At 65.9% G+C, this 20,849-nt stretch carries 20 protein-coding genes; 8 read left to right on the top strand and 12 right to left on the bottom strand.

Annotation, left to right across the window (positions count from 1 at the left end):
• Positions 1-3: 3 nt before the first annotated feature.
• Both HH800_RS03040 and HH800_RS03035 read right to left on the bottom strand, forming a co-directional pair.
• Positions 4-366, bottom strand: coding sequence for a DUF1428 domain-containing protein (locus tag HH800_RS03040; protein WP_010337556.1), 363 nt, complete (start codon positions 364-366; stop codon positions 4-6).
• A gap of 30 nt (positions 367-396) precedes the next feature.
• Positions 397-843 carry a VOC family protein gene (locus tag HH800_RS03035; RefSeq protein ID WP_169860156.1) on the bottom strand — a complete coding sequence of 149 codons (447 nt, stop codon included), beginning with the start codon at positions 841-843 and terminating at the stop codon, positions 397-399.
• Between the two features lie 123 nt (positions 844-966).
• Here HH800_RS03035 and HH800_RS03030 point away from each other — a divergent pair, with 123 nt between their 5' ends.
• Positions 967-1,662 (top strand): winged helix-turn-helix transcriptional regulator, encoded by a 696-nt coding sequence (locus HH800_RS03030; RefSeq protein ID WP_169860155.1) that lies wholly within the window; start codon positions 967-969, stop codon positions 1,660-1,662.
• On the opposite strand, the gene HH800_RS03025 is transcribed toward HH800_RS03030, so the two are convergent.
• Positions 1,634-1,954, bottom strand: a complete 321-nt coding sequence (locus HH800_RS03025; protein WP_169860154.1) for a DMT family transporter — start codon at positions 1,952-1,954, stop codon at positions 1,634-1,636. The two genes, HH800_RS03030 and HH800_RS03025, sit on opposite strands and share 29 nt — an antisense overlap.
• Positions 1,955-2,082: 128 nt before the next feature.
• Positions 2,083-2,823 carry an SDR family oxidoreductase gene (locus HH800_RS03020; RefSeq protein ID WP_169860153.1) on the bottom strand — a complete coding sequence of 247 codons (741 nt, stop codon included), beginning with the start codon at positions 2,821-2,823 and terminating at the stop codon, positions 2,083-2,085.
• A gap of 101 nt (positions 2,824-2,924) precedes the next feature.
• On the opposite strand from HH800_RS03020, the gene HH800_RS03015 reads away from it, so the two are divergent.
• Positions 2,925-3,362 (top strand): winged helix-turn-helix transcriptional regulator, encoded by a 438-nt coding sequence (locus HH800_RS03015; RefSeq protein ID WP_048937690.1) that lies wholly within the window; start codon positions 2,925-2,927, stop codon positions 3,360-3,362.
• 7 nt (positions 3,363-3,369) lie between these two features.
• Here HH800_RS03015 and HH800_RS03010 read toward each other — a convergent pair whose 3' ends face one another.
• The 4 genes from HH800_RS03010 to HH800_RS02995 all read right to left on the bottom strand — a co-directional run bounded on the left by HH800_RS03010 (position 3,370) and on the right by HH800_RS02995 (position 7,794).
• Complete coding sequence (locus HH800_RS03010) at positions 3,370-4,305, bottom strand: hypothetical protein (protein WP_169860152.1); 936 nt, start codon at positions 4,303-4,305, stop codon at positions 3,370-3,372.
• Positions 4,306-4,506: 201 nt separating this feature from the next.
• On the bottom strand, positions 4,507-5,265 hold the full coding sequence (locus tag HH800_RS03005) for a hypothetical protein (protein WP_169860151.1): 759 nt from the start codon (positions 5,263-5,265) through the stop codon (positions 4,507-4,509).
• 85 nt (positions 5,266-5,350) lie between these two features.
• The gene (locus tag HH800_RS03000; RefSeq protein ID WP_017501365.1) at positions 5,351-6,364 is read right to left on the bottom strand and encodes an NAD(P)H-dependent flavin oxidoreductase; all 1,014 of its coding nucleotides are present in this window, start codon (positions 6,362-6,364) and stop codon (positions 5,351-5,353) included.
• A 164-nt stretch (positions 6,365-6,528) separates the two neighbouring features.
• Positions 6,529-7,794, bottom strand: coding sequence for an aspartate kinase (locus HH800_RS02995; protein WP_004208043.1), 1,266 nt, complete (start codon positions 7,792-7,794; stop codon positions 6,529-6,531).
• A 351-nt stretch (positions 7,795-8,145) separates the two neighbouring features.
• Between HH800_RS02995 and ubiG the strand changes: the two genes are divergently transcribed.
• The 3 genes from ubiG (at position 8,146) to HH800_RS02980 (ending at position 10,556) form a co-directional block, all read left to right on the top strand.
• Complete coding sequence (ubiG, locus tag HH800_RS02990) at positions 8,146-8,880, top strand: bifunctional 2-polyprenyl-6-hydroxyphenol methylase/3-demethylubiquinol 3-O-methyltransferase UbiG (protein ID WP_169860150.1); 735 nt, start codon at positions 8,146-8,148, stop codon at positions 8,878-8,880.
• Positions 8,881-9,265: 385 nt separating this feature from the next.
• Positions 9,266-9,805: an energy transducer TonB family protein gene (locus tag HH800_RS02985; RefSeq protein WP_169860149.1), complete on the top strand. Its 540-nt coding sequence runs from the start codon at positions 9,266-9,268 to the stop codon at positions 9,803-9,805.
• A 157-nt stretch (positions 9,806-9,962) separates the two neighbouring features.
• Positions 9,963-10,556, top strand: coding sequence for a YdeI/OmpD-associated family protein (locus tag HH800_RS02980; protein WP_169860148.1), 594 nt, complete (start codon positions 9,963-9,965; stop codon positions 10,554-10,556).
• A gap of 4 nt (positions 10,557-10,560) precedes the next feature.
• Here HH800_RS02980 and HH800_RS02975 read toward each other — a convergent pair whose 3' ends face one another.
• The gene (locus tag HH800_RS02975; protein ID WP_169860147.1) at positions 10,561-10,833 is read right to left on the bottom strand and encodes a hypothetical protein; all 273 of its coding nucleotides are present in this window, start codon (positions 10,831-10,833) and stop codon (positions 10,561-10,563) included.
• Positions 10,834-10,883: 50 nt separating this feature from the next.
• On the bottom strand, positions 10,884-13,511 hold the full coding sequence (locus HH800_RS02970) for a TonB-dependent receptor (RefSeq protein ID WP_161734215.1): 2,628 nt from the start codon (positions 13,509-13,511) through the stop codon (positions 10,884-10,886).
• 445 nt (positions 13,512-13,956) lie between these two features.
• Here HH800_RS02970 and HH800_RS02965 point away from each other — a divergent pair, with 445 nt between their 5' ends.
• A complete protein-coding gene (locus HH800_RS02965) occupies positions 13,957-15,993 on the top strand; it encodes a tetratricopeptide repeat-containing sulfotransferase family protein (RefSeq protein WP_169860146.1) in 2,037 nt (678 codons plus the stop codon).
• Between the two features lie 94 nt (positions 15,994-16,087).
• Here the strand turns inward: HH800_RS02965 and HH800_RS02960 are convergent, their stop codons facing one another.
• Positions 16,088-17,500, bottom strand: coding sequence for a sensor histidine kinase (locus tag HH800_RS02960; RefSeq protein WP_097384241.1), 1,413 nt, complete (start codon positions 17,498-17,500; stop codon positions 16,088-16,090).
• Positions 17,490-18,143 carry a response regulator transcription factor gene (locus tag HH800_RS02955; protein ID WP_169860145.1) on the bottom strand — a complete coding sequence of 218 codons (654 nt, stop codon included), beginning with the start codon at positions 18,141-18,143 and terminating at the stop codon, positions 17,490-17,492. The genes HH800_RS02960 and HH800_RS02955 overlap by 11 nt, the downstream gene beginning before the upstream one ends.
• Before the next feature lie 106 nt (positions 18,144-18,249).
• On the opposite strand from HH800_RS02955, the gene HH800_RS02950 reads away from it, so the two are divergent.
• Positions 18,250-19,323, top strand: a complete 1,074-nt coding sequence (locus HH800_RS02950) for an ABC transporter substrate-binding protein (RefSeq protein ID WP_169860144.1) — start codon at positions 18,250-18,252, stop codon at positions 19,321-19,323.
• 2 nt (positions 19,324-19,325) lie between these two features.
• Positions 19,326-20,816, top strand: coding sequence for an OprO/OprP family phosphate-selective porin (locus HH800_RS02945; RefSeq protein ID WP_169860143.1), 1,491 nt, complete (start codon positions 19,326-19,328; stop codon positions 20,814-20,816).
• Positions 20,817-20,849 lie beyond the last annotated feature (33 nt).

Below are 20,849 nucleotides of genomic sequence, written 5' to 3'. Positions count from 1 at the left end.
AGGTCAGGCGGTCGCGTCGACCAGCACCTCGAACCCGCCATAGATCAGCCGCGCGCCGATGAAGGGCATGTCCTCGCCCTCCTTGGGCTGCATGCGCTCATCCTTCATCACCTTCTCGGCGCCGGCATCGCGGGTCGCCTTGTCGGGCCATTCGATCCAGGAGAAGACGACTTCCTCATCCTCTTCGGCGATGACGGCGGTGCGGAAATCATTGACCTTGCCGGGCTTGATGTCGTTGGCCCAGCATTCGACCACGCGCAGCGCGCCATATTCGATGAAGATCGGCGCGGCATAGGCGGCGACCTCCTTGTAGCGTTCCTTGTTGCCCTTGGGCACCGGGATCACGAACCCGTCCATATAGCTCATCGTCTCTCTCCTTCTGCAAGGTCGTCGACATCAGGCGTCGGCAATTTCTCCCTGGTTCGCGGCCATTGCGGCGGCGACATCCATCCACATCACTTCCCAGATATGGCCGTCCAGATCGGCAAAGTTGCGACCATACATGAAGCCATGATCCTGCTTGGGGTTCGGCTCGGTCCCGCCCGCCGCCAGCGCCCTGTCCACCGTCGCGTCCACCGCGTCCCGGCTTGTCTCGCTCAAACACAGCAGCACCTGCGCCGTTTCATGGGCATTGGGGATCTTGCGCGGGGTAAAGCCGGCGAACCGTTCATGGGTCAGCAGCATCGCATGGATCGTCTCGGAAAAACTGATCATCTGCGCGCTGTCATCGGCGAAATCATTGTTCCGCACGGCGCCGACCGCTTCATAGAAGGCGATCGCGGCGGGCAGATCGGTGACAGGCAGGTTGACGAAGATCATCTTCGGTGCGGGCGCATCGGCCATCGTCTCTCTCCTCATGCTTTCATGGCGGCTCGCACCCCAAAAATTCCGGGTTTGAGTCGCCGACTTGAACTTTGTGCGCCCGAAGATTATATTATGCAACACACAAGTTAGAAAAGATAACCAATGAGTCCCAATCCGCGCAAACGCGCCTATCAGGATGGCTGTGCCACCGCCCATGCGCTCGATCTGATCGGCGATCGCTGGGCGATGCCGATCATGCGGGAATTGCTGCTCGGCCCCAAGCGCTTCACCGACCTGCGCGCCAGCCTGCCCGGAATCAGCGCCAATGTGCTGACCCAGCGGCTGGAGGAACTGGAAGCGGCCAGCATCCTTGTCCGCCGCCGCCTGCCCCCGCCCGCCGCCAGCCAGATTTACGAGCTGACCGAATGGGGCCGCGAGTCGGAAATATTGTTCATGGTGCTGGGTCGCTGGGCCTGCCGATCGCCCACGATGCAGCCGGGCATGCCGATGAGCCAGGTGTCGGTGGTGATGTCGATGCGCACGATGATCGATCGCGCCGCGATCGGCGACCTTCATGCCACCATCGGCTTCCGCTTCGGTGAGGAGGAATTTCGCGCCACGCTCCATGACGGCGATTTCACCATCGACCGGGGCGAAGCGGCCGGCGCCGATCTGATCTTCACCGGCGACCAGAATGCGCTCGCCGCGATCGTCTATGGCGGCCAGTCCTTCGCGGCGATGGCCCCGGCCTTGCAGGTGGAGGGCGACCGGGCGCTGGCGGAACGCTTCGTCCGCCTCTTCCCGCTGCCGCCCAAGGCGCCCTCGACGGTCAGCCCGGCGACGCCAACTTCATCATGACCAGGCCCGACAGGATCAGCGCCGCCGCCGCCAGCCGCGCCGGGCTGATCGCTTCCCCCAGGAAGGCGACGCCGACGGCAAAGGCCCCCAGCGCGCCGATCCCGGTCCAGATCATATAGGCGGTACCCAGCGGCAGGCTGCGCATCGCCATCGACAACAGGCCGAAACTGGCAAACATCGCGCCAAGGGTGATGAGGCTCGGCACCAGCCGGGTAAAGCCATGCGACTGCTTCATCGCAAAGGCCCAGACGATTTCCAGCAATCCGGCAAAAAACAGGGCAATCCAGGCCATGATGGCGCTCCTTCACAAGGGGCACCGGGCCGTCCCGGACTTGAAACCAGCATGGCGGGGGAGGACGTGGCCTCGCTTGACGAAGCCCAGATAGTCCTCCCCCATGCAGGAGGCAAGCTTTGCGGGCGTCAATGCGCCCCGTTCAGCATCCCGAACACCTGGTCGAATTCGCCGCGCTTGGTCGCCTCGCTCAGGAACTTGACCCGCTCGACATGGATCTCGGCCGGGGTCGGCTCCTGCCGCAACAGGCCCATCGTCTCGCTGATGAAATCGGCGAGCGGCATCATCTGCGGATTTTCGGCATGACCCGGCATCAGGTCGGTCTGCACGCCGGGCGGCACGATCTCCACCACATCGACACTCGTGTCCTTGAGCTGCTCGCGCATCGCCAGCGACCAGCCATGGATCGCCGCCTTGGTCGCGCTGTAGGTCGGCGTCGCCGCCAGCGGGACGAAGGCCAGGCCCGACGACACGGTCAGGATCGTCGCGCTCGGCTGCGCCAGCAGATGCGGCAGCAGCTTATGGGTCAGGCGGATCGGGCCAAGCAGATTGGTCGCCACCGTCGCCTCGGCGATGGCGAGGTCGATCTTGTCCTCCGCCACCATGATGCCGGCATTCAACAGCACCGCGTCGAGCGCCGGAAAGTCGGCGACCAGCTTGTCCGCGAAGGCCGCGATCGCCGTCGGATCTTCCATGTCGATCACCATCGACGCCATGCCGGGGTGCGCCGCGACCACCTCGTCGAGTGCCGCCTGCCGCCGTCCGGCGATGATGACCTGGTTGCCCGCTGCGTGAAATTCATGGGCCAGCGCCGCGCCGATGCCCGAACCGCCGCCGGTGATGAGGATGGTGTTGCCGGAATTTTTCATGGGAAAGCTCCTGTGACTGGTTGCTTGCCCACTAATTTAGCCCCACACTCTCTTTTGGAAAGAAGGCACCATAAAGTGCCATAGGCACCCAAAGGTAAGAAATGGCAAATCCTCTGGAATCCCGCTTCGCCACCGCCGAAATAGCGGCCGCCGAGCAGTATCTCGACCATGATCCGCCGACCGATCTCGATCCGAGGGTGGAGCGACTCGTCAACGAACTGATCGGCCGGGTGGCCGACAAATGGACGATGCTGATCCTGGAATTGCTGGAGGAGCGCGGCACGCTGCGATTTACCGAGGTCGGCCGCGCGGTCGAAGGGATCAGCCAGAAGATGCTGACCCAGACGCTGCGCCAGATGGAGCGCGATGGCCTGCTCACCCGCACCGTCCATCCGGTGGTGCCGCCGCGCGTCGACTATGCCCTCACCCCACTCGGCAACAGCCTCAGCGCCGCCTTCTGCGGCGTATGGGTCTGGGCCGAACGCAATCTCGCCACGGTCGAGGACGCCCGCGCCCGCTTCGACGCGCGCGACGCCTGACCGGCGATCAGCTTTCGGGCGGCGCGGGAACCGGCTGCAACGGCAATTTGGGCGCCTGCACCTGCGGCTGGGTCGGCACCACCGGCGGCGGCGCGCTCGGCGTTCCCGGAACAGCCGGGGTCGGCGCAGACGGAGCCGGAGCAGCAGGCGCGGGCGCGGAAGCCGGCGCATCGGGCAGGATCATGTCCGACGGCCGCTGCATCGGCGTGGCCGGCACCTGCCCCATCGGCGCGGGCGCGGTCGGTGCCGGCGGTTCATGGTCGTTCAGATCGTCGCCGCCGACCGGGCCGACCAGCTTCACCGTCGCGCCGAAGCGCTTGCGCCATTCCTCCAGCCGCCGCAGATAATCCTCATATTCCGCCCAGAAATCGCGGAAGGGCTGCTCCAGCTCGTCCAGCGCCTTGGGCGCATAGGCGGCCAGCGCCTCGGGCGTCAGCCCGTTGATGATCGTCATCGTCGCCACCGCCTTCTGGCAGAAGGCCTTCTGCGCCGGCGGCAGGGCAAAGAAATTATAGACCAGCGTGTTCAGCACTTCGCGCATGCGGATCGCGCTGCTGCCGTAACGCTGCTGATAGCTGACCTCCAGCGTGTCGTTGGCGCGTTTCAGCGACGCGCCATGCACGGTCAGCATCTGGTTGTACAATATGCGCGTCTGGCCATTGGTCTCGGGACAGCCCAGCGCCGCGACGTTCAGCCCCATGCGCACATGCCACAGCGCCTGGTCGCCCTGGGAATCGCGATTGGGGGTGATGAACTTCCCGGCCTCGTCCTTGTCGGGCGGCACCATGTCGGGCGCGGAATAGCGCGGCGGGGTCGGCATCACCGTCGGCACCACCGCCGGCGGCGGCGTGGGCGGCACTTGCTTCACCGGCGTCGCACAGGCCGCCAGCGCCGTCAGGGCAAGCAGCGACAGACGGGAAGACAGGGAACGTGGCAGGAACATCAACTACTCCGACGATCTGGCCCGGCCAACATGCCGGGCATTTCCACCGGAGGAAATATGCTTAACGCGCAGCCAAGGACGGCCCTGCCTGTGGTTCACCGCTGAACCCCCGCCCGGTTGCTGTTAAAAGCCCGCTATCCCAATTGGTTGCAATGCGGCAAGCCGAGCATCGCGAAAAAGGCCGGAAATAGCCGATTTTTCTCAGTCGGCGCGCGCCAGCAGGCGCGGCATCGCCCCCTTCGGCACCGTCACGCCATCATCCGCGATCAGGTCCGCCCGGCTCAGCCGGACCTCCAGCACCACCGGCGCCATCGCCAGCGTCCGCCCCGAACGCCATGCCGCCAGGTCGGTCTGATAGCGGGCATAGGCATCGAAGAAATCGGTGAAGGGCTTTTCCAGCGCGGCGAGGCCGGTCGGGGCATAGGCGAGCAACTGGTCCGCGGGCAGGCTGTTGACGGCCGCCCCCACCCGCACCGCCTCCGCGCAGAAACCCGCCTGCGCCGGCGGCAGCGCAAAGAAATTATAGACGATAGTATTCAGCCGCTCGCGCTGCGCGATCGCGCCGCCGCCGAACTGTCCCTTATATTCCCCCTCGACCTGCGCATTGGCCCGCGTCAGCGCCGCCCTGTGCCGGGCCAGCAGCGCATTATATTGCAGCCGCGCCGCGTCGCCGCTCCCCTGGCAGGACAGGGCGGCCACGTTCAGCGCCATGCGCATATGCCACAGCGTTGCCGCCCCGCTCAGATCGCGGTTGGGCGTGACGCGCTGACCATCGGCACCGATCGCCGGTATCTGCATGGTGGCCGTCGCGCCCATCGGCGGCAGCGGCTGGGGCACGGGCTGCGTCCGCACCGGCGCAGGCAGCGGCGCAACCGCCACCTCCCGCTGTCCCGCGCAGCCCGACAACAGGGCCATCCCGCCCAGCGGGCACAATAGCAGGTGACGGATCGAGGCACGCATGAACGGTCTCCGGCAAATCTGATGCCGGAAACCATGCCCGATATTGGTTAAAAGCCGATAAAGCCTGTTTTCCAGGCAGCGGGGATCAGGCCGCGCGGCGTTCCAGCGCCGTTGCTGCCTGCGCCATCAATTCGGCGATGATATCCGCGACCGGCTCTTCCTTGGTCACCATGCCGACCGACTGGCCCGCCATCAGCGACCCGCCCTCGACATCGCCGTCGATCACCGCCTTACGCAGCGCGCCGGCCCAATAATGCTCAATCTGCAACTGCGCCTCGCCCATGTCGACCGCGCCGCTGTCCAGCAGGTTGGCGACTTCGCGCTGCTTCGCGGTGAAGGCTTCGGTGCCGGCATTTTTGAGCGCGCGCACCGGGATCACCGGCAGGCGCGGGTCGATCTGCACGCTCGCAATGGCATCGCGCGCCGACGCGCGGAAAAACGCCTTCTTGAACGCGGGATGGGCGATGCTCTCGCTCGCGCAGGCGAAACGGGTGCCCAGCTGCACACCGGCCGCGCCCATTTCCAGATAGGCAGCGATCGCCTCGCCCCGGCCGATGCCGCCGGCCACGAACACCGGAACCTGCTGCGCCATTTCGGGCAGGATTTCCTGCGCCAGCACGCTGGTCGCGACCGGGCCGATATGGCCGCCCGCTTCCATGCCCTCGACCACCAGCGCGTCGACGCCCGATCGCACCAGCTTCTTCGCCAGCGCCAGCGCGGGCGCAAAGCAGATCAGCTTGGCGCCATTGGCCTTGATCGCCTCGATGCTGCCCTTGGGCGGCAGGCCACCGGCCAGCACCACATGGCTCACCTCATGCTTGGCGCACACCGCGATCAGGTCGAACAGCTGCGGATGCATGGTGATCAGGTTCACGCCGAACGGCTTGTCGGTCAGCGCCCTGGTCGCCGCGATTTCCGCGTCCAGCAGTTCGGGCGACATCGCGCCACAGGCGATCACGCCGAACCCGCCGGCGTTTGAGATCGCCGACACCAGATGCCGCTCGCTGACCCAGCTCATCGCCCCGCACAGGATCGCGCTCTCGCAGCCGAGAAATTCGGTGCCGCGGGCCATCAGGGAAGCGAGTTTGGCAGTGGTCATCGTCATATCCTACAACATAAAAAAGCCCCTCCCTTTCAAGGGAGGGGTTGGGGTGGGTAGCGAGCAAAGCGAGCTTCCTCCCTATCCACCAAGGCAGGCGGCGATTGCTGACGCAATCGCACCCACCCCCATGCCCCTCCCTAGAAGGGAGGGGAGTATGTCTGTCAAGCCGCCGGGGCGTCGAGGCCATACGCGGTATGCAGCACGCGCACCGCCAGTTCGGTCTCGTCCTCGTCGATCAGCACCGAAACCTTGATCTCGCTGGTGGAGATCGCCTCGATGTTGATGCCACGCTCGGCCAGCGTCTTGAACATGGTGGCGGCGACGCCGGCATGGCTGCGCATGCCCACGCCCACGACGCTGATCTTGGCGACTTCGGTGTCGGTGATGATCCGGCGGAAGCCGATCGCGTCCTTGTTGGCTTCCAGGATGTCGACGCTGCGGGCCAGGTCCGCGCGCGGGACGGTGAAGGTGACGTCGGTCTCCTCATTGTCCTTGCTGTCATTCTGGATGATCATGTCGACGTTGATCGCCGCATCGGCCAGCGGGGTGAAGATGCTGGCCACCGCGCCCGGCTTGTCGGGCACGCGGGTGACGATGATCTTCGCCTCATTCTTGTCATGGGCGATGCCGGTGATGAGCTGACGTTCCATCTTGGTTTCCTTGAGCTTGGCTTCCAGTTCCTCGTCGCTCACGATCAGCGTGCCGGGGAGGTCGTCCTGGGTGGGATCATCGAAGGAGGAAAGCACCTGCACGACCACGCCTTCCTTCATGGCGAGGCCGACCGAGCGGGTCTGGAGCACCTTGGCGCCGACCGAGGCCAGTTCCAGCATTTCCTCATAGGTGACGAGGTCCAGCTTGCGGGCACGCGCCACGATGCGCGGGTCGGTGGTGTAGACGCCGTCGACGTCGGTATAGATGTCGCAGCGATCGGCCTTGACCGCCGCGGCCACCGCGACCGCCGACGTGTCCGAACCGCCACGGCCCAGCGTCGACACCCGGCCATCGTCCATCATGCCCTGGAAACCGGGGATTACGGCGACCTGGCCGGACTGCATCGCCGCGATCAGCGCATCGGTCTCGATCGTGCTGATGCGCGCCTTGGCATGGGCCTCGATCGTGCGGATCGGCAATTGCCAGCCCAGCCAGCTGCGCGCGTCCACGCCGATCGCCTTGAGCGTCATCGCCAGCAGGCCACTGGTGACCTGCTCGCCCGCCGCCACGACGACATCATATTCGGCCGGGTCGTAAAGCGCCGAGGCTTCCTTGCAGAAGCCGACCAGGCGATCAGTCTCGCCGGCCATGGCTGATACCACGACCGCCACTTCATGGCCCTGGTCGACGACATGTTTGACGCGCGCGGCCACGTTGCGAATTCGCTCCATCCCCGCCATGGAGGTGCCGCCGAATTTCATCACGATGCGCGCCATTTGCTTGTCGAACCTGTCCTTTAAGCGTTTTCGAAGCAGGTGGAACACCTGCTGACTCGGAAAACGCGACCAACAAAAGATATGGAGCAGCCGAACCGATGCAATCGGATCGGACACTGCTCCAATTGTGAAACAAAATGTCCCAAAGGGGCAAAACGGCTGCCCTATTAGCAGCCGCGACGGATATGGCAAGCAATCCCGCCATCCGCTCGCCCACCTTGCCGCTGCCCGCGCTCCTACATGCCCCGCCTTCAAAGACATAGCTATGACAGCATGGCACATTGGCCTTCCCGCCGCCCGCTGCTAGAACCGCGGCACGGGTGCTTCGCCACCCAGCAAGACCCAAGGTGCATGATGACTGAGACGACCGCGACGATCGACCCGAAGGAAGCCGCCCATTTCGGCACCATGGCCGCCGACTGGTGGGATCCCAAGGGGTCGAGCGCGATGCTGCACAAGCTGAACCCGGTCCGCCTCGCCTATATCCGCGCCGCGATCGACCGGCATTGGGACAGCGACGATCATGGCTTCCGTCCGCTCAGCGGCAAGCGCGCGCTCGATGTCGGCTGCGGCGCCGGCCTGCTGGCCGAACCGCTCGCCCGCCTCGGCGCCAGCGTCACCGGCCTCGACGCGGCGCCGGAAAATATCGCCGTCGCTGTCGCCCATGCACAGGGCCAGGGCCTCGCCATCGACTATCGCGCCACCCCGGTGGAGCAGGTCAGTGACAGCGGCTATGACCTCGTCACCTCGATGGAGGTGATCGAACATGTCGCCGATCCCGCCGCCTTCGTCCGCGCCCTCGCGGCCAAGCTGGCGCCCGACGGGTTGATGATCCTCTCCACCCCCAACCGCACCCCCATGTCGCGCCTCGCCATGATCACCATCGGCGAAAGCATCGGCGGCATTCCCAAGGGCACGCATGACTGGTCCAAGTTCATCACCCCCGATGAACTGACCGCCCTGCTCGACGACGCCGGCCTGGAAGTCACCGACAGCAGCGGCCTTGCCTTCGATCCGGCGCGCGGCTTCACCCTGTCGGCCAACACAGCGATCAACTATCTTCTGACCGCGCGCCACAAGGGCTGAAAAGGACTCGGGCGCGCCAGCCTCAAGTCGACCGTCCCGCCATGGTCGACATGTGCCCCCGCCATCCTGCGCCAGGCCGGCCCGCGCGCCGGAATAACGCCCCGCTTTCCGGGACTTCCTCCCTTCCCCTGCCATCCAGCGCCAGAGAGGCCGCCCAAGAAACGCTGTTCTCACGAAAAGCATTTGCAACTAAATTTTAATTCCCAAACATCTTAAGCATTTAAATGGCAAATTCATTTGCGAAATTGTCATTTCATCTTTCTCCTGATAAAAAATGCAGGTGCAGACATTGCCGGGTCGCCGTCTGCACCTTCGACCGCATGCGGGCCGACCAACGACGTCCTTCCCGCCCCCGGCCGATCATCCGCTCTCAGGAGATCGAAACATGAAACTGCTTTTCTGCCTCTGCCTTGCCGTGCCGCTGCTGCTGCCGGCCGCATCCCGCGCCCAATCATCCGCCCCCTCGATCGACGTGACGGCGCCCACCACCGCCCCGCCCACGCTCGACCGCTGGGTCGAACGCACCGGCAACATCCTCTCCAACCGGCTGCGCTATCCCACCATCCTGTCCGGGCCGGAGGAAGGCATCGTCCAGGTCAAGTTCGCCTGCAGCGACAGCGGTGCGCCGGCCGGCATCGCCCTGCTCAACTCGTCCGGCTCGCGCCAACTCGACAAGGCGGCGATGCGCGCCATCCAGAGCATCCCGACCCTGCATCCGCTGCCCGCCGGCATCGGCGCCGGGCAGAATTATGTCGCCACCATCCTCTTCGCCACGACCCAGGCCAGCTACAATCGGCAGATCCGCGATCTCCAGCGGCAGGCGCTCGACAATAATGCCCGCTTCGCCCGTCGCGCGGGTGGCCCCGCCATGGCCATGGCCATCGCCCTGCTCGACACGCCGGACACCCCGCGCGCTGTCAACTGAGCCAGGCTCTGCGGGCGCGTGAAAGGGGCGCGCCCGCAGTCCCTCTCGCTGCGCCCCGTGCGATTGCCCCGTGCGTTGCACTGCCCGCCGGCTGATGGCATCACCAGCCGATCGGGACAGCCGCTTGAGCCCGCGGCACAGCGAGGGGGATCATCCTATGGCCATGGACCCGCGGATCGACGCCTATATCGCCGCCCAAGCGGATTTCGCCCGGCCGATCCTCATCCATATCCGCGCGCTGATGCACGCCGCCTCGCCGGACATGGGCGAAGCGGTCAAATGGGGCATGCCCTTCTTCACCTACAGGGACCAGAATCTCGCCAACATGGCCGCTTTCAAGGGCCATGCCGCCTTCGGCTTCTGGCATGACAAGGTTGGGCGTGAAGGCGCCAGCGACGACGCCATGGGCCAGTTCGGCCGCCTCACCGCCCTTGCCGACCTCCCCTCCGATGCCGACATCGCCGGGCTGATCGCGCAGGCCATGGCCCTGATCGACGCCGGCGACCGCCCGCGCACCGGCCCCAAGACACCCAAAGCGCCCTTGCCCGTCCATCCTGCCTTCGCGACCGCCATTGCCGCTGCCCCGGCCGCCGCCGCCATCTGGGCCGCCTTCCCGCCCGGCAAGATCCGCGACTATTGCGAGTGGATCAATGAGGCGAAGACCGACGCCACCCGCGACAAGCGCATCGCCCAGGCCGTCGACTGGATTGGCGAGGGCAAGGGCCGCAACTGGAAATATGAGAGGAAATAGGGACTTACTTCCGTCCCTCCCGCGGCTCCACGGGCCAGCAATTGGTGCAGCGCCGCCAGCAACTGACGCCCGGCATCGCGGCCGCCGGCTTCAGCCCCGGTTCGGGATGCAGCCCCGCCAATATCTCCGGTGAGACACCCTCTGGCGCGGCGCGGCTGTGGCACATCAGGCATCGGGCGCGATAGGCTGCGCGCGTCAGGCCGGAATGATCCTCCTGCGCGCGCGGCCGCTCCGGCATGGCGAGCAGCATGCCCGCCACTCCGATGAAAATGGCCATGCCCCGCGCGCATATCGTGCGGGGCATGGCCATCCTGTTCGGCGACCTGTTTAGAATTTTTGGCCGAACCTTATGCCGAAGAATTGCGGCTTGATCGTGAAGGTGCGCGAGCTGTTGGCGCAGAAGTCGATCGAGCAGAAGGTGTTGCGCGTCAGCTGCCCACGCTTGTCGAAGGCGTTCTGCAGGAACAGGGTGACGCTCCAATTATCCTTCTTGATCCCGCCCGAAAAATCGAAGCTGACAAAGCCCTTGGTATTGCCCAGCAGCTCGTTGCTCTCGACGTTCAGATCCTGCGTCGCGCCGGTCTGGTAGAGCGCCGCGCCCTGGATATAGGCGGCATAGTCGCCCAGATCGGTATCATAGCGGATCGATGTCGTGCCCTTGAAGCGCGGCTGGCGCGGCAGGCGGGTGCCGTTGGCGGCCGCGACCTGCGGCGTCGGCGGGCTCGATCCTTCGACGAACTCGCCCAGCGTACAGCTGCTCAGCTGCGCAATGGACTCGGTCTCGGTATTGAGCGCAAAGTTGCAGAAATCGCCCTTCAGCTTGGCATCGTTGAACGCGCCGGAGGTGGAGATCGTCACCTTGCCCAGCCGCAGGTCGGCATCATATTCGATGCCCTTGACCTCGGCCTTGCCGGCATTGCCGGTCATGCCCGCGCCCTGTGCGCCCGACACGACCACGCCATATTGGATATTGTTCCACTTCTCATAATAGACGGCGGCGTTGAAGCGGAAGATATTGTTCCAGGTCGTCTTCACGCCGACCTCGAAATTGGTCAGCGTTTCCGACTTGAACGGCGCGACATTGACGATCTTGCCCAGGCTGCGGATGCGCAGCGGCCGGTTGAACCCGCCGGGGCGGAAGCCGGTCGAATAGTTGAAATAGACCATCTTGTCGGGCTGGAACTGCCAGTCGAGCGCGACCTTGTGGGTCTCGCCATCCTCCTTGTAGCGGCCAGTGCCGTCCGCCGCATTGGGGTTGGTGTTGACGCAGGTCAGCCGCTCGTCATCGGGCAGCGGCGTGGTGCAGCCCACGCCTGCGGCCGATCCGGCCACGCCGGCAAAACCCCGAACCTTATAGTCGGTCCAGAAATAGCGGATGCCGCCGGTCAGCTTCAGCGTCGGCGTGATGTTGTAATGGCCTTCAGCAAAGATCGCCTTGTCATGATAGAGCTGGTCCTGCTCGACATAATAGAAGGCGTCGCCCTTCACCGCCTGGGTGCCCAGGATCATCGTGCCCAGCGGATTGCCGTTGGCGTTGATGACGTCGCTGGTATCGAAATAGGGATTGCCGTCCTCGTCATAGGCGATGCCATACATGGCCGGCACGCCGATCAGCCCGCCCGCCACATCGCCGCCGCCGGTCGCGGTATAGCCGGTGATCGTGTCGAGCCCGCGGATCGCATAGCTGGTGTTCAGCTCATTCTTCTGCCGCTGGTAGAAGCCACCGACAGTCACGTCGAACGGCCAGTCCTTGGGCGTCGAAATCCGCAATTCCTGGGTGAATTTGTTGCGGTGCGTGTCGGCATGATAATATTGGGTCGGGTTGATCATCTGGCACTGCTGGCTGGCGCCAGAGCCGGTGCAATTGTCGAAGAATTGCAGATAGCTTTCATAGCCCGGCCCGAAGCCGTCATAGGTGACGGTGTAATAGGTATAGTCGTTCAGCGTGCGGGTGCGGCGCTTGAAATAGCCGGTGGCCGAGACGATGTCCCAGTCGCCGATATGGCCGTGGATCGACAGCGCCGCCTGATACCAGCGATCGTCATTCTTGGTCTGGTCATAGTCATGGACTTCCAGGTCGCCGACCCGCGGATCATAGCCGAAATAGCCGCGCGCGACCTGCTTCTGGGCCGTGATCTCGGGCGTGATGTCCCAGCCCTCGGTCGGCTGCCACAACAGCTGGAAGCGGCCGCCAAATTCGCGGATGGTATTGTAATCATCCTTGGCGATGTCGCTATTGTCGAGCGTGTAGGATGTGTTGGGGTTGTTGTCGCCCAGCGTCAGGGTCGACGAACTGCCATCGTTGAACGTGCCATTGTTGGGCGTATTGTCGATATAGCCGCCGTCGCGCCGATAATAGCCCATGGCCCGCACCGCCAGCGTCGGCGCCAGCGGCACGTTGATGTAGGATTCCAGCTGGCCGCCGAAATCGCCCTTGCCATATTTATTGGCTTCCACGTCATAGCCGAACTCGAACTTGTCGAGCTTGGGCTTGTTGGTGATCAGGCGGATGGTGCCGGCCAGCGAGCCGGCGCCATAGAGTGTGCCCTGCGGCCCGGACAGCGCCTCGACCCGTTCCAGGTCATAGGCATGGATATCGGGCACTTCGGTGCCGGTGATCGGCATGTCGTCCAGATAATAGCCGACCGAGGCATAGGCACCGCCGGCGGGCACGATGCCGCGGAAGAAGGCGGTGTTGCGGCCGGGGCCAATGCCCTCGAACGAGACCGACGGCAGCAGTGCGGCGAAATCGCTCAGGCCCTTCACCTGTCGCTCCTGCAATTTTTCCGCGCCCAGCGCCTGCATCGAAATCGGCACCTTCTGGATGCTCTGCGCGCTGCGGGTCGCGGTGACGACGATCTCGCCCAGCCCCTGCTCGGCCTCGGCTGCGGCCGCATCGGCTGCGGCGGCATCGGCTGCCGGGGCCTGCGCCAGTGCCGGCGCGGACAGGATCATCGGTGTGAGGAACGTGCTCGTGCCAAGCGCGCAGAACGTGCGCACTCTTCGCGAGCGGAGACGAATGGCCATACGAATACCCCCTGATACGCGTTGCGACTCGTCCTCTCCTGCGAAATTCGCCCGGTGCTCCGGGTCTCCTTCCCTGACGCGTTCGCATGGCCTCGCGCACCGGCGGCCGACAGGGCGAAGGATGCCCCGCCCGAAAGAGAGACTCTTTCAGGATCGCCGCCAGACGCTGGCCACGCTGTTTATCTGTTCCATAATCCCCGGACAGTTCGCTTTTGCAGCAATCAGAACAACTGTCCTAAATTCGATACTGCCGATCGGACACGCCCTGTCAAGCGGCTGTTCGGCGACTTTTCGAAACTTTTACGACAAGCTGACTCGACGCCTGCCTGCAGCCGACATAAGATTTTGAGCAGTCGCACAAATATGAGGGGCTATGGGGAACGCGTCCGCCGTACCGGCAACCGACAGCATCCAGACGGCGCTGGCAGACGCCGCAGCCCTGCTCGACGCCCGCCCCGATGCGGCATTGGCGCAGGCCGAGGCTATCCTGCGCCGGGCCGGACGCCTGCCCCCCGCCGAACTGCTGATCGGCCAGGCGCTGCGCCGCCTCGGCAAGCCCAAGGCCGCACTGGCCCGGCTCACTCCCCTCGCCCGCCAGCATCCCAGCGTCCCGGCGATATTGTGGGAACTGGCCCAGGCCGCGCAGGAAGCCGGCGACCAGCGCCAGGCGATCGGCGCGCTCGAAAGCCTGACCCGCCAGCAACCCGGCGTCCCCGGCGGCTGGTTCATGCTGGCCGGGCTGCTACGCACGATTGGGCGCGATGGCGATGCCTGGCGTGCCGACCTGTCGGGCGTCCACGCCGCCTCGCGCGATCGCGACCTGCTGGCAGCGGCCCTAGCGATGAACGAGGGGCGACTGGACGATGCGGCCACGCTGCTGTCGGCGCGCGCCGATCGCCTGCCCGACGATCCCGCCGGCATCCGCCTCATGGGTGAGGTGCAATGGCGGCGCGGCGACATGAATGCCGCCCTCGCTCATGTCGAGCGCGCCGTCGTGCTGGCGCCCGGCTTCGACCTCGCCCGCGATTTCCTGATCCGCCTGCTGCTGCAGAACAACCGCCTGAGCGAAGCGCTGGCCCATGCCGAAACCCTCGCCCGCTCGCCGATCCATAATCCGGGCTATGACCTCATCCGCGCATCGGTGCTGGTGCGGCTGGGCGATCAGGACGCGGCGCGCGCCATCTATGAGCGACTGCTGGCCGATCGTCCCGACCAGCCACAGGTCTGGCAGAATCTGGGCCATGCGCTCAAGACGCTGGGGCGACAGGCCGACGCGGTCCATGCCTATCGCCAGGCGGTCCATCATCGCCCGACCATGGGCGAAGCCTGGTGGAGCCTCGCCAACCTCAAGACCGTTAAGCTCGACGCCGCCGACATCGCCACGATGGAGCGCGCGCTCGAAACCCTGGCGAGCGATGGCCAGACCGATGGCGAGGATGTCTTCCACCTCCATTTCTCGCTCGGCAAGGCGCAGGAGGATCGCAAGGCGGACGAAGCAGCCTTCCGCCATTATGACGCCGGCAACCGGCTGCGCCGCGCCATGATCCGCCATGATGCCGGCGAATTTTCCGCCGAAGTCGCGGCCACCGCCACGACCTTCAGCGCGCCCTTCATCGCCGCCATGGGCGACGGCGGCTGCACTGCGCCCGACCCGATCTTCATCGTCGGCCTGCCGCGCGCGGGATCGACATTGGTCGAACAGATCCTCGCCAGCCACAGCCAGGTCGAAGGCACGATGGAACTGCCCGAGATGATGATGATCGCCAGCCGCCTGCAATCGCGGGTGGATGACGGCGAATTTGCCGATTTCGCGGCCATGGCGGCATCGCTGACCCCGACCGATCGCCAGCGTCTGGGCGAGGAATATGTCGAACAGACCCGCGTCCATCGACAGAGCGGCAAGCCGCGCTTCATCGACAAGATGCCCAACAACTGGCAGCATGTCGGCCTCATCAAGCTGATCCTGCCCAATGCCAGCATCATCGACGCGCGGCGCCATCCGATGGGCTGCTGCTTTTCGGGCTGGAAACAGCATTTCGCGCGCGGCCAGGCCTTCACCTATGACCTCACCGACATAGGCCTTTATTATCGCGACTATGTCGCGCTGATGGCCGCCTATGACGCGGCCGCGCCGGGCCGGGTCCACCGCGTCATCTACGAACAGATGGTCGCCGACACGCCCGGCGAGGTCGACCGGCTGCTCGCCTATCTCGGCCTCGATTTCGAGGCGGCCTGCCTGTCCTTCTGGCAGACCGACCGGGCAGTGCGCACCGCCAGTTCCGAACAGGTGCGCCAGCCCATCTATACCGGCGGCGTCGATCATTGGCGGCACTTCGAACCCTGGCTGGCCCCGCTGGCCGACGCGCTGGGGCCGATCGCGCACAGCTATCCCGACCTGCCGCCGCGCTGATCATGCGCACATTTACTCCCCTCCCTTCCAAGGGAGGGGCCGGGGGTGGGTGCGCCGCGAAGCGGCGGCCTGCGCACGAGTGGGCAGACGCGCGCTAAACCGCGCCATCCTCCCCCCGTCGCGGAAAGCGCACGCGGATATGCGTGCCCGCGCCGCCCTCGACAATCTCCACCTGCGCGCCCATGCGCGACGCGGCGGACTGGACGATGGCAAGGCCCAGCCCCGTCCCCTCCGGCGCGCTGGCGCCGCCCACGCGAAAGAAGCGTTCGAACACCTTGTCGCGATGCTCCACCGCAATGCCGGGGCCGTCGTCGCTGACCGTCATCAGGGTCGCGTCCTCGCCCTGCGCCAGCGCGATCGTCACCGTGCCGCCGGGCCGGTTATAGCGGATGCCATTGTCGACCAGATTGGCCAATATCTCGAACACCAGCGTGCGATGCGCCTCGACGCGATAGCTTTCCGCGTCCGACGCCTCCAGATTGAGTTCGACCTGCGCCTGGATCGCCTGGTTGATCAGCCGGTTGACCACCACCGCGCTGACCTCTTTCAGGTCCACCGTCTCCAGTGGCGGTGATGCCCCGGCTTCCTCGGCCCGCGCCAGCGCCAGCAACTGCGTCACCAGCCGCTCCAGCCGCTGCGCCGCATCGGCAATTTCGTCGAACGCCTCGCGCGATCCCCGCCGCGCCAGCTCGATCTGCACCTTCAGCACCGAAATCGGCGTGCGCATCTGGTGCGAGGCATCGGCGGTGAAGCGGCGCACGCCCCCCGTGGCCTGGTCCAACTGGCGCAGCAACCGGTTGAACGCCCGCGCCAATGGCCGCAATTCGCTCGGCAACGGCCCCGCATCCAGCGCCGAGAAATCCGGCCGCGCGCCGCCATCTCGCACCTCGACCGCGCGCCGCAGCCGCAGCAACGGCCGCAGGCTCCAGCCCAGCGCCGGCCGCAGCAGCAGGATCGCCACCCCCACCAGCGTCAGTTCGCCAATCAGCAGCGCGATCATCAGCCGGTGCATCAGCGCCCGCCGGTTATCCAGCGTCTCGGCCACCTGCACGATCACCGGATCGGCGATCCGCGGCAGGCTGCGCTTCACCTCGCCGATGCGGATGTCCTGCCCGCGATACCGGGCAAAGCGGAACCGCGGCTGGTCGACCGGCATGGTCCGCGGGTCGGGCGCGGGCAGATCGGCATAGCCGGTCAGCAACGTGCCGCCCACCGCGATCCGGTAATAGACATTGTCCCGCTCGCTATTCTCCAGCATGCCGAACGCGGCGGGCGGCAGGTCCAGCGTCACCTCGCCCCGTTCCACCTGCACGGTTTCGGCGATCGCGCCCAGCGCGCCGCCCAGCACCCGGTCGTTGGTCCGGCGGACCACGTCGGAAATCAGCGTCGCGCCGCCCACGCCGATGATCGCCGCCGCGCCCAGCATCGGCCCCAGCATCGCCGCCAGCAGGCGGGTGCGCAGGGCAATCGCCCGCCCCTCGCCCGATGGCCGTCCCTCATTGGGCATCGAGCATATAGCCCACGCCGCGCACCGTGCGGATGCCCGGCCCGTCGGGCGCCAGCTTGCCGCGCAGCCGGGTCACATGCAACTCGATCGCATTGCTGCCGACCGGCTCGTCAAAGCCGAACACCTCGCCGATCAGCAATTCGCGCGGCACCACCTGCCCGGCCCTGGTCGCCAGCGACTCGAGCACCGCCAGTTCACGCCGGCGCAGGTCCAGCGCCCGTCCGGCGACATCGGCGGCACCGGTCGATCGATTGATGGTCAGCGGCCCGACCGTGATTTCCGGGGTCGGATCGCCACCGCGCCGCCGCCCCAGCGCCCGCACCCGCGCCTCCAGTTCCTGCGGTTCGAAGGGCTTGCGCAGATAATCGTCGGCGCCCAGGTCCAGCCCCCGCACCCGGTCGTCCAGCGCATCGCGCGCGGTCAGCATCAGCACCGGCACTTTCTCCCCGCGCCGGCGCAATTCCGCCAATACGGTAAAGCCATCGATATCGGGCAGGCCCACGTCCAGTATCACCAGCGCATAGGGTTCCCCGCCCACCACCGCCAGCGCATCCTCGCCGGTCGCGACATGGTCCACCGCATGGCCGCCCGCCCGCAGCAGGGCTGCAATGCTGCGCGCCAGTGCGGCGTCATCCTCGATCATCAAAATCCGAATAGGGCACCCGGTGCTGAAAGGTTCATGACAGCTTGGCTTCGTAACTGCCTCTCCCAATCCGACAGAAGAACGGAACATGTGAGGAGCAGGGTCGATGCGAAGGGTTATTCAGATAGTGGCGGCGCTGGCAAGCCTGTCCGTCACCAGCGCGACAGCGGTAGCGCAAAGGCCAACCGGCTATCCGCGTTCCTATGACGATCTGATCGGCGATGCCCGTGCCGAACGGCAGGTCATCGTCTATGCCAATGCCGACACGTCGGAAATGGCACCGGTCATCCTGGCGTTCCAGCGCCGCTATCCCGGCGTCACCGTCAGCTATTCCGACCTCGGGTCGAACGAGATGTTCCGCCGCTTCTCGACCGAGGCGCGCAGCGGCCGGATGTCGGCCGACCTGGTCTGGTCGTCGGCGATGGACCAGCAGGTCAAGCTCATCAACGACGGCTTTGCCCAGGCCTATGCCAGCCCGGAAAAGCCCGCCCTGCCCGCCAATGCGGTATGGAAGAATATGGGCTTTGGCGTCACCGCAGAGCCGATCGCCTATGTCTACAACAAGAAGGCGATTGCCAATCCGCCGCGCAGCCATGCCGCGCTGGAGGCGATGCTGCGCAAGGATCGCAAGGCGCTGACCGGCAAGGTCGCGACCTTCGATCCTGCCCGGTCGAACACCGGCTATCTCTATCTGACGCAGGATTATGCCATCACCCGCGACACCGGTTCGCTGGTCGAGGCGATGGCCGCGACCCGGCCGCAACTGCACATCACCACCGAACCGATGCTGCGCGGCGTGGCCGAAGGCAAATTCTCGATCGCCTATAATGTGATCGGCTCCTACGCGCAGGAACGCGCCCGCCGCGACCCGCGCATCGGCGTCGTCTTTCCCGAAGATTATACCATCGTGATGTCGCGCATCGCCTTCATCGCGCGCGAGGCACGGCACCCCGCCGCCGCCAAGCTGTTCCTCGACTTCCTCCTCTCGCGCGAAGGGCAATCGCTGCTCGCGCAACATAGCCTCTGGCCGGTGCGGACCGACATCAACGGCCGCCGCCTGCCCGCTGCCCAGGCCCGCTCGATCCGCGTCGGCCCGCAGCTTCTCGTCAATCTCGACCGCCTCACGCGCCAGCGCTTCCTGCGCGAATGGCAGGCGGCCCTTATTTCCGGAGCCCGATAAGCATGTCCCATCTGATGTTGCGCGGCGGTTGCGCCGCGCTGGCACTGATCGTCGCCACGCCCGCCCTCGCCCAGGCGCCCAGCGCCGATGACCTGGCCGCACTGGTGAAGGCCCAGGCGGCCGAGATCGCCACGCTCAAGGCCCGGCTCGACAAGATCGAGGGGCAACAGGCCGCCGCCCAGGCCGCGACGCCCCCCGCCGCTGCGCAGCCCGCGCCGCAAATGGCGCAGCAGGACGCGACCCAGCCGCTGGTCATCGCCCCCTTCGCGCCGCAGATCGTGCCCCCCGGCCCGGCCGATATCGACGTGGCCCAGGCCCGCGCGGTCGCCGCCAATCCGTCCGGCGTCACCACCGAATGGGGCGCGGGCCTGCCCGTCTTCCGCTCGGCCGACGGCGTCTTCACCTACAAGCCGCGCGGCCGCATCCTGGTCGACGTCAGCTCGACCATGGGGTCGAAATATGGCGGCCGCAACACCACGACGACCGGCATGCGCGCGCTGCGCCTGGGTCTGGAAGGCGGCGTCGGCCCGCATTTCTTCTACCAGTTCGAAAGCGATTTTTCGGAGAATGAGGTCGACATCGTCACCGCCTTCCTGGGCTATCGCAACAAGATCAGCAGCAAGGTCGATTATGACGTGCGCGCCGGGCACCTGTTCAACGACCGCGCCTTCGAAGGCAGCACCGGTTCGGACTCCACCCCCTTCCTGGAACGGGGCGTGGTGTCGACCGCCATCATCCCGCAGCGCGGCTTCTACGGCATCGGCATCATGGGCCGCATGTTCGGTCCCAACTGGCATGCCTCGCTCAGCGTGACCGGCGACCGCGTCGATGGCGAACAGGCGACCAATGACAGCCGCACCTTCAGCGGCCGTGCGCACTGGAACCCGATCAAGACCGATCGCTCGCTGCTCCATGTCGGCGGCTGGTTCTTCGACGAAGCCCTGTCGTCCGCCGCGACCACGCTGACCCGCAGCACCGTCATCGGCGGCCGCTTCAACGGCGCGGTCCGCGTCACCACCGGCGAACTGCTCGGCGGCCGCTCGACCACCGGCTATGGCGCGGAACTGGGCGGCTATGTCGGCGGCCTGTGGGTGATGGGTGAGGCCGGTCGCCGCATCGCGCGGCTCGACGGCGGACGCCCCAGCTTCGAAAGCAAGGCCTGGAGCCTGTCGAGCGGCCTGTTCCTGACCGGCGAACTGCCGCCCTACAACCCGCGCCTCGGCAGCTTCGGCCAGCCCAATGTGCTCGACCCCGTGCTCGACGGCGGCCTTGGCGCGATCGAACTGACCGCCCGCTACGAAAATCTCGATTATACCGACCTGGTGCTGGGCGGCGACGGCTGGGCCGCGACGCTGGGCGTCAACTGGTATCTCAACAGCTTCACCCGGATCCAGCTCAACGGCATCCAGTGGCACACCAACAACCGCGCCGGCACCTACACGGGCGGCGATGACGGCCAGACCGTCAGCGCCCGTGTCGGCGTGACCTTCTAATCCTCCTTCCTCCAGCCCCCTCAAGGACGCAGC

This window comes from Sphingobium yanoikuyae (genome assembly GCF_013001025.1).
GTDB classification, from domain to species: Bacteria; Pseudomonadota; Alphaproteobacteria; order Sphingomonadales; family Sphingomonadaceae; genus Sphingobium; species Sphingobium yanoikuyae_A.
The sequence above is the reverse complement of the archived record's forward strand: the minus strand, read 5'-3'. Positions and strand labels throughout refer to the sequence as shown.

Bases quoted from the DNA above. Each gene is read 5' to 3' on its own strand.
- HH800_RS03040 (WP_010337556.1), bottom strand. From the start codon at position 366: ATGAGCTATATGGACGGGTTCGTGATCCCGGTGCCCAAGGGCAACAAG.
- HH800_RS03035 (WP_169860156.1), bottom strand. From the start codon at position 843: ATGGCCGATGCGCCCGCACCGAAGATGATCTTCGTCAACCTGCCTGTC.
- HH800_RS03030 (WP_169860155.1), top strand. From the start codon at position 967: ATGAGTCCCAATCCGCGCAAACGCGCCTATCAGGATGGCTGTGCCACC.
- HH800_RS03025 (WP_169860154.1), bottom strand. From the start codon at position 1,954: ATGGCCTGGATTGCCCTGTTTTTTGCCGGATTGCTGGAAATCGTCTGG.
- HH800_RS03020 (WP_169860153.1), bottom strand. From the start codon at position 2,823: ATGAAAAATTCCGGCAACACCATCCTCATCACCGGCGGCGGTTCGGGC.
- HH800_RS03015 (WP_048937690.1), top strand. From the start codon at position 2,925: ATGGCAAATCCTCTGGAATCCCGCTTCGCCACCGCCGAAATAGCGGCC.
- HH800_RS03010 (WP_169860152.1), bottom strand. From the start codon at position 4,305: ATGTTCCTGCCACGTTCCCTGTCTTCCCGTCTGTCGCTGCTTGCCCTG.
- HH800_RS03005 (WP_169860151.1), bottom strand. From the start codon at position 5,265: ATGCGTGCCTCGATCCGTCACCTGCTATTGTGCCCGCTGGGCGGGATG.
- HH800_RS03000 (WP_017501365.1), bottom strand. From the start codon at position 6,364: ATGACCACTGCCAAACTCGCTTCCCTGATGGCCCGCGGCACCGAATTT.
- HH800_RS02995 (WP_004208043.1), bottom strand. From the start codon at position 7,794: ATGGCGCGCATCGTGATGAAATTCGGCGGCACCTCCATGGCGGGGATG.
- ubiG (WP_169860150.1), top strand. From the start codon at position 8,146: ATGATGACTGAGACGACCGCGACGATCGACCCGAAGGAAGCCGCCCAT.
- HH800_RS02985 (WP_169860149.1), top strand. From the start codon at position 9,266: ATGAAACTGCTTTTCTGCCTCTGCCTTGCCGTGCCGCTGCTGCTGCCG.
- HH800_RS02980 (WP_169860148.1), top strand. From the start codon at position 9,963: ATGGCCATGGACCCGCGGATCGACGCCTATATCGCCGCCCAAGCGGAT.
- HH800_RS02975 (WP_169860147.1), bottom strand. From the start codon at position 10,833: ATGGCCATTTTCATCGGAGTGGCGGGCATGCTGCTCGCCATGCCGGAG.
- HH800_RS02970 (WP_161734215.1), bottom strand. From the start codon at position 13,511: ATGATCCTGTCCGCGCCGGCACTGGCGCAGGCCCCGGCAGCCGATGCC.
- HH800_RS02965 (WP_169860146.1), top strand. From the start codon at position 13,957: ATGGGGAACGCGTCCGCCGTACCGGCAACCGACAGCATCCAGACGGCG.
- HH800_RS02960 (WP_097384241.1), bottom strand. From the start codon at position 17,500: ATGCCCAATGAGGGACGGCCATCGGGCGAGGGGCGGGCGATTGCCCTG.
- HH800_RS02955 (WP_169860145.1), bottom strand. From the start codon at position 18,143: ATGATCGAGGATGACGCCGCACTGGCGCGCAGCATTGCAGCCCTGCTG.
- HH800_RS02950 (WP_169860144.1), top strand. From the start codon at position 18,250: ATGCGAAGGGTTATTCAGATAGTGGCGGCGCTGGCAAGCCTGTCCGTC.
- HH800_RS02945 (WP_169860143.1), top strand. From the start codon at position 19,326: ATGTCCCATCTGATGTTGCGCGGCGGTTGCGCCGCGCTGGCACTGATC.